Source organism: uncultured Methanobrevibacter sp. (assembly GCF_905235195.1).
Classification (GTDB): domain Archaea; phylum Methanobacteriota; class Methanobacteria; order Methanobacteriales; family Methanobacteriaceae; genus Methanarmilla.
Genome location: NZ_CAJOKH010000028.1, coordinates 38874 through 47637, shown reverse-complemented (window position 1 = coordinate 47637; position 8764 = coordinate 38874). Strand labels below are relative to the sequence as shown.

Sequence of the window (8764 nt, the reverse complement as noted above, 5' to 3'; positions counted from 1 at the left end):
AAGAGACACATTAATTTTTGACAAAGGATATTACAGCTATAAAAACTACCAATTAGGAATTAGCAAATATAAAATCATTCCTTTTATTTTCCCAAAAGATAATTTCAAAAGAAATAAACTAAATGACCAATTATCCTACCTATTATCATCATTTATGAAAACAAAGAAAATTAAAAGAGAGAAAAGATTTTTTGAGAATCTAAAAGATGAATTATTAAAAAAATTAGACGAATGAAAAATTTCAAACCAATTAGAGGTAAAATAGAAGATTTTTTCAAATTACTCAAACAAGGACTTAACTTAAGAGAAATCCATAAATACACACCAAAATCTGTTGAAAAAACAGTATATCTAAATGTATTTTTAGGAGCCTTAATCATATCACAAGGATTTTACTCAAAAACAGCCATACAACAATTATCTGAGAACTGAAAAATCCAGACCCCTAAAATAATTATGGTCGGTGCTTTAAAAGTGTCTTGATGATTTTGAAAAGGTTACAAAGTACCCTCCCCATAAATACTACAAAAATTGAAAGTTGGTTTATTATAAAAAACAATTTAATGCTAGTTCTTAAATATCAGAAGGCAATCCTTCATTTACGCAATCATCACTCAGATACAAAAGTACATATATAAAACATACTTTTTTATCGAAAATGGATGTGGGACATGTCTTTCTGTAAAATCTGCAGGTAACTGTCAATAAGTGCGATTCAAGAGATCAATCAAAATAAAAAAATAAAGAAGTTTAATATAACACTTTAAACTTAATTTACGAATGAATAACAGAAGTGTCCGATAATTGAGTAATATTATATATGAGTATTAACTTAATACATAATATGCTGATGTTATAAATATTGATTTTGAGTGTAAAGTTTATATTTTAAATCTATTAGAAAATATCAAATTTGGAGCGAATACTAATGAAGCATGAATATAAAAATAAAGACTTTTTAATTAAATATATTCTTGAGCAAAAAAATGGATTATTTTAATAGTTACTTTAGATTTAATTGGGTCTTTATTTACATTCCTAATACCATTATTTACTAAATATATAATTGATTCAGTTATTCCTTATCAACAGTATTCAAAATTCTACTTGTTATTAAATGTTGTTATTATAGTTGCAATTTTATCAGCCGTTTTTCAATATTTCGGATCGTATTTTAAAATGTTTTTACGTGGAAAATTGTTTTTTGAGCAAAGTAGAATATATTTTCTTAAATCAATTAATAATAATAAAAAATATGGTGTTGGTGAGATTACTAATAGTTTGACTGATGTGTTAAGATTTTCAAATATTTTAATTTCTTCAACTATTCCTTCATTAATAAAAAATGTACTTCAAGTTATATTAATCATTATAACTCTATTAATTATGGATTTTAGATTAACTTTCGTTGCTTTTATTCCTATAGTAATAATATTCTTGGTTTCATATTTTATTTCAAAAAAAATCAGACGAATTTCTAAAGAGCAACTTGAGATTTTTTCTAGTATTTATTCAGTGATTAAGACCATATTTGGAAATATTAATTTTGTAAATGTTTATTCTTTAGATAAATTCTTTTTAGGACGGTATGAAAATATATTAGGTGAGTATGCTAAAAAACAAAATCAAATGGCTCATTTATATGCTCGACAAATGGTAGATGGGATGTTTTTTTTCCTTATTCCAAGTTTAATCCTAATTTTTTATGGTGGACATTTAATTATTACTGGTGAAATTTCTTTAGGACTTGTTACAATGTTTGTATCATATCTAGTTTCATTCTCACAAATTTCAACAGATTCTATGGGTCTTTTAACTAATTTAGAACAAACTATTCCATCTGTTTATAAACTTGGAGAGATTTACAATGCACCTTCTAAACAATGGGGTGATAAGCAGTTAAATGTTACTAATGGAGATATTGAGATTAAACATATTCATTTTGAATATGATAGAGTAATATTTGAAGATTTCTCTGCTAATTTCAAGAAAGGCATAAATATCTTAAGTGGTTCTAATGGAAGTGGTAAAAGTACTTTACTTAATATTTTAACAAAAATAATAGAGATGCCTGATGGCAAAATATTTTTTGATGGACTCGACATTAATGAGATTACAGAATCTTCTTTAAGAAGAAATGTTGGTTTTGTTATGGCAAATCCTTTTATTTTTGACAGTACTTTAAGAGATAACATTTGTTTAGATAAAGATAATGTTAGTGATAATGAATTAATGGATATTATTAAAAAAGTTAAATTAGATAATTTATTGGATAAACTTCCTAAAGGATTTGATACTATGCTTTCAGGAGATAATATTAACCTTTCGTCTGGTGAACAACAAAAAATATCCCTCGCACGTGTTTTATTAAGAAATCCAAAAATTATCTTAATTGATGAAGTGGGTAGTAACATTGATAAACAGTCTTTAAAAGCAATCTATGAGTGTTTAATATCATTTAAAGATGATAAGACCATAATAATTGTGGACCATCATTTACAAGATTAGATAAAGAGTGGAATGTTGTAAAGATTAGTAATATTTAATTACTTATAGTATTCCAAAACCATTTGGTAAATTGCAATCATCTGCAATTTTAATTAGATTAGGGTTGTCTTTAAGAATTATGTCCATCAAATAATTATGGGGTTTATTTTGAGTTAAGAATTCAATGATTTTGGAATAAACTATGTTTTGCTGAACTTTGTTATTTTTCTTTAAATATTCAAAGGAAAAGATAAAAATCGTATTTACGAAAATTCTGAGAAATTAAAAAATATTTCGGATAAAATTCAAAATAAGAAAATAGAGAAATTTAAAGAATATATACATAATTATATTGCTATCCCAATCGTATTAAAATATTTCATAAGAAAACACATATCAATCATTTCCATAGTTATGTAGAACACCTGGATTATGATAACATAGAAAAAACATCTAATAAAATCGAAAATTATTACAGGCAAACAAATCCAGAAAAAATAAAGAAATTATTTAAATAAAAATTGAATTCTAAGACTTCTAAACTTTTAAATGCAAAATTGAACATAAAAAACATATAAAAATAAAATAAAATAAGACTATGAAATTTTACAAGCTCAAAAAAAACTAAAATTTTAAATAAAAAATCTATTAACTAAATAGATAATCTATTTATAATATTTCTAAAAAATATTTAATTGGAGAATATAATGATTAAAAATAATCAATGGAATTCACGAATTACTTTTCTTCTTTCAATGATTGGAGCAGCTGTTGGATTAGGTAATATTTGGCGATATAGTTATGTAGTTTATTCCAATGGTGGAGGAACTTTTTTTATACCATACCTAGTTGCAATTCTAATTATGGGGATTCCATTTCTTATATTAGAATATGGCGTTGGATTTAGACATAAAGATTCATTTGCCAATATTTTAAAAAATATTAATCCTAAATTAGAGTACTTATCCTGGACATTAGTTTTAATTATTTATTTTGTTCTAGTCTATTATTTGGTTATAATAAGTTGGGATTTGGTATATTTAGGTTCTAGTTTAAATTTCAACTGGGGAAGTAATTCTACAATGTATTTTGTAGAAAATGTTGGTGGAAACTCAAATTTATCTAATATGACAAACTTTATTATTCCAACACTTATTTCTATGTTAATAACATGGATTATGGTCTGGTACATTTCCCATAAAGATTTAAATGAAGGAATAGGTAAAGTTTCAAAGATTTTAATCCCTCTACTATTTGGTATAATGGTTTTTATTATTCTTTTTGCATTAACACTACCAGGTGCAAATATTGGAATAAATACATTATTAAAACCTGATTGGTCAATGCTTTTAAATGTAAATATTTGGCTAGCAGCCTTCTCACAAATTCTTTTCTCATTAAGTATGGGAGAGTCAATTTCATTAACATATGCTAGTTACTTACCTGAAGGGTCAAAATTAACTGATAATGTTTTGATTGTAGTCTTTGCAAATTGTGCATTTGAAGTATGTACCTCATTTGGAATATTTTCAATACTCGGATATATGTCCTATACTTCTGGAACACCAATTACTAAATTGATAAGTGAAGGTACAGGACTGGTATTTGTTGTTTTCCCAATGATTTTTAATAAAATGGGACTTATAGGCCACATACTTGCTCCATTATTATTTATATCAATATTATTTGCTGGAATAACTTCTGCTATTGCAATATTTGAACCAATGATAAATTCAACAATCCATAAACTAAACTGGTCTCGTAAAAAAACAGTAACCATATTGTCAATAGTTGGTTGCATACTATCATTAATATTTACAACAGGAATAAGCAGTTATCTAATAGGTATTGTTGATACATTTATTACAGAATTTTGCATTCTCCTTTTAATCGCGATTCAATGTATAATATTTGGATGGTTCTATGATATTGAAGAGGTTATTCCAATATTAAATGAAAATGATAAGGTTAAAGTAGGAAAAACATGGATGTTTATCCTCAAATATATATTACCAGTATTTTTATTTATAATGTGGGGCAATGGAGTATATAATTTACTTATAAATGCAAATAATTTTGAGTTACTTGTTTATATTATAATTACAGCTACTGTTTTAATATTAAGCTATATTTTTATGAATATTAAAGAAAAACCCAAGATTAAGAGTAATAATCGCGAGTAACCATTAGACTCAATTAAATAAAACAATTATGTATTAAAAAAAACTTTTTTTAAATAAGTAGAAACCTTATTTTATACCATCAAAAATTATGTTTTTATTGTCTAATTGGAAACATTAGATCTATAAAATCTTAATATGATCTAAGAAGATCTATTGATCTTATAATAGATCTATATAAATATTATTTCTTTAATCAAATAGAAAGAGCAATTCTTATAATTTTTTAAAAAAACTATTCATACTCCTTTAATTCTTATAAAAAAGCCATTTTTTATATAGATGTTTATATAAAAATTGTAGTAATACAATTTCTGTAGGTAGGGTCTATATGTCAAATAAAAATATAAATGCTTATTCTTTTTATAGGTACCTAATTTCTAATGGTTACTATTTTGATAAAAAATTAATAGAAAATTACCTTTTATCTCTAAAAGTAAAGCCATTTACAATATTAACTGGAAATTCTGGAACGGGAAAAACAAAATTATCTCAATTATTTGCAAAATATATAAATTCAGAAATTATTGATCCAAAAATTGAACCTAATGAAGATAAAGAAAAATATGTGAATATAAAAGGAAAAATAAATTATTCTTCATGGAGTAATCAAGGTTGGACATTAGAAAAAAGCAATTTTGAAAATTATATTCCTCTAAAACATTGCGAAGAACCATTAGACATATTAATTAATGATACTCCTACCGAAGGACAAATGATGATAGGAATACAATTATTTTATGACAGTGTTGATTTAAAAAATCATATGAAAACTTTATATAATGAAAACAATTTAAAAGGCAGATACAATAAAAACACTCCTGAAATTGATATTAAAATAAATTGTCAAGGAATAAAAGAACTATTAGATGATTATAGCGAAATTGACAACTATGTTCTACTCGAACAGAACTCAAATAAATCTGCTTATGAAAAGGGATATTGGATGTTAAATATGAAAATCTTCGATTATTTACCATTTAAAAAAGGATTTGTCCCATGTAAAATAATAATTGACGGAATCAAATCATTTGCAAAATTACGAATTACCCCAAGATTTAAATTTAATAAAACAACCAAGATAATGGAAATTTTAACTGAAAAAAAAGGTCAAAAAGTTGAACTTAAACTAAAAATTAATAATAAAGATTTTAAAAATTTTAAACCAAAATGGGATTGTGATAAGCCAAATGAAAATGTTGAAAAAATAGAAACACATAAAAATGCTGATGATAAATACATTATTGTTCCTGTAGGAGCTAACTGGACAGATAACACTAATATTATTGGATATTACAATGTAATTACAAATGAATACCACTCTACACCTGCTTATGATTTTATTCAAAAAGCAGAAAATGATAGTAAAAACCCTTATTTTTTAATTTTAGATGAAATGAATTTATCACATGTTGAAAGGTATTTTGCAGATTTCCTATCTGCAATAGAAAGTAAAGAGGAGATACCTTTATATGGGAAGGATAGAACCATAAAACTTCCAGAAAATATATTCCTAATAGGTACAGTTAATGTTGATGAAACCACCTATATGTTTTCACCTAAGGTTCTTGATAGAGCCAATACTATCGAATTTGATACATTAGATGCAATAGATTATATGAATAATAATATAAATACAGAAGACTTTAATGGAAATATTGAATATCTACAATCACCATTAATTGATTCTGATATTTCAGATTTAAATATTGAAGAATTAAAAGAAGTATTATCTAATATCTCATATAATGGAAATAATTTATGGGATATTTTGGCTAATGAACTTACAATATTTCAGAAAACACTTAAAAGTTCTGGATTCGATTTTGGATTTAGAGTCATCAATGAAATATTAAGATTTATGATTGTATCATGGAAATATGAAAAAACCCCTACAGAATGGAATAACTGGCAAAGATATTTTGATGCGCAAATAAAGCAAAAAATACTTCCAAAATTACATGGTTCTGAAAAGGCAATAGGCGATGTATTAATAAAATTATTTAATAATTGCTTAAATAATAGAGAAAACAATGAAAACCCTAAAAACTTTAAAATTAAAACTGAAAATGCAAGATACCCCTCTTCTGCAATGAAACTTCAAAATATGGCAAAAGTATTATCTCAACAAAGATATGTTTCATTTATAAACTAATGATTTAAATGATTGAACAGAAAATTATTATTCGTTTAAGAGATGAAAACTCTAAAGAATTAGGGATTTTAACTATTAGTTCCATAGACTATAAAGCAAATAAATATTATTCTAATGATATTTCTAGCCTAATAACTCTAGAAAACATACCCCTTGTTGATGAAGTAGATAATGAAACTCCTATTCAATACTGGCAGAATAATTCCTCAAATTTTGCAAATATAATGTTTCTAGAAGAAACAGAATACCAAATTCTATTCGAATCAGATGATGCAGATGCAAGTTATGACGTCTTATATTCTCTAACAAAAATAAATAATAATCATTTTAAACCATTTAGATTCACATTAGGAGATAATAAAAAATATAAAATAGCTGGAACTCTAAATTTTAGAAGTTATGTAGGTAAATCTTATCTGGACATTAAAAAAGATGGAAAACTATCAATTAAAGTTCCAATTGAGGTTAGATCTAAAAAAATAGATTATATTAACCAATATTCTTCAATGATTGCTGATCTATCACAACATGCATTAAGTTTAATTTTTGAAGTTAATTCCCCATTATATCAGGAATTTGAACTGGACAAGAAAGAAAAAAATACATTTTATGAAGATTTTATGTTTTTAGAATATTTATTTAAAGAAGAAAATTTACCTTCAATATTTGAATATTTATCTAAAAATTTACATTCACAATTAAAAAACCATAACGAAACAGTTCCTATATCATTTGCATCTAATCTAAATCAAAATACCTTAAAAAATATTGTTACAAAACCTAACAATTTATTTAAAACAGAAATAGATTTAGAAATTTCAAATAAACTTAATGGACATATGCCATATAAAATTGAGCAAATAAAACATGAGGACATAATTGATATTCCAGAAAATAGATTTTTTAAATATTTTTTAGAACTTATTCAAAATTTAATAGAGAAATTATTATTTAATTCTAAAGATGGTTATATTAAAGACAAATTACTAGATTTTAAAGATGAAACAAACTATTATTTATCTAAAAAATTCTTCAATGATATTTCTACTATGGATTATGTTCCATTTAACTCACAAATTTTACAAAAAAAAGAAGGTTACAGAGAAATTTTTCATTATTTTTTAATGTTAGAATTTTCATTTAGATTAAGTTGGAATGAAATAAATGACCAATTCAAAGGATTAGAAAAAAAATTAAGTGAACTATATGAATACTGGTGTTATTTCAATTTACTGAAAGTTTTAAATAAATTAAGTACTGATAAAATAAGTTTTGAAGATGTTTTTGAGATTAACAAGAACAAATGGTCAATGAGTATTAAAAAAGGTATAAAATCTATTAAAAAATTTAATATAAACTTATATAATTCAGATATCCAGATAGAATTATTTTATAATTTGAGATTTTCTGATAAATCTAGATATAAATCATATTCACTTGCTTTTAAACCTGATTATACACTTTTAATTACCACTGGAGAAAACATACACTATATTCATTTTGATGCAAAATACAGATCTGAACTAGAAATAGCGGATTTTTATTCAAAAATTGAAAAAACTAATAAAGATATAGATGAAGAAATTGAAAAAAGAGATAGCCTTGAAGAGAAAGATTATATTTTTAAAGATGGAGATATATACAAGATGCATACCTATAAAGATTCTATTTTAAAAACCGAAGGGTCTTACGTATTATATCCAGGAAGCATTACTAAAAAATTCACAGAATCAGATTTAATAATCCCCTCTGTTGGTGCTTTTGCGCTGACTCCAGGAAATAAAGATATTGGAGAAAATAATTTAGAAATCCTAATTAAAGAAATACTTAAAACACTTTTATTAAATCATGGTTTAATTTCAGAACATTTATATTATTCTACTTAATTTTCTAATTTTTAAAATAGAAAACTAAAATTATTTAAAATAAATAATTTAAAAAT

The 8764-nt window shown here is 24.4% G+C and carries 4 protein-coding genes and 2 pseudogenes; all 6 read left to right on the top strand.

Features of this window, described 5'->3' with window-relative positions; translation table 11 throughout:
- Nucleotides 1-432 (top strand): annotated as a pseudogene (locus QZ146_RS04540) (transposase); the annotation flags it as partial.
- A gap of 558 nt (nucleotides 433-990) precedes the next feature.
- Complete coding sequence (locus tag QZ146_RS04535) at nucleotides 991-2508, top strand: ABC transporter ATP-binding protein (protein ID WP_365316609.1); 1518 nt, start codon at nucleotides 991-993, stop codon at nucleotides 2506-2508.
- Between the two features lie 222 nt (nucleotides 2509-2730).
- Nucleotides 2731-3012 (top strand): annotated as a pseudogene (locus tag QZ146_RS04530) (hypothetical protein); the annotation flags it as partial.
- 182 nt (nucleotides 3013-3194) lie between these two features.
- Nucleotides 3195-4670 carry a sodium-dependent transporter gene (locus QZ146_RS04525; RefSeq protein ID WP_295722466.1) on the top strand — a complete coding sequence of 492 codons (1476 nt, stop codon included), beginning with the start codon at nucleotides 3195-3197 and terminating at the stop codon, nucleotides 4668-4670.
- 328 nt (nucleotides 4671-4998) lie between these two features.
- A complete protein-coding gene (locus QZ146_RS04520) occupies nucleotides 4999-6822 on the top strand; it encodes an McrB family protein (RefSeq protein ID WP_295722465.1) in 1824 nt (607 codons plus the stop codon).
- A gap of 8 nt (nucleotides 6823-6830) precedes the next feature.
- Nucleotides 6831-8708 (top strand): DUF2357 domain-containing protein, encoded by a 1878-nt coding sequence (locus QZ146_RS04515; RefSeq protein WP_295722464.1) that lies wholly within the window; start codon nucleotides 6831-6833, stop codon nucleotides 8706-8708.
- The last annotated feature ends 56 nt before the right edge of the window (nucleotides 8709-8764 follow it).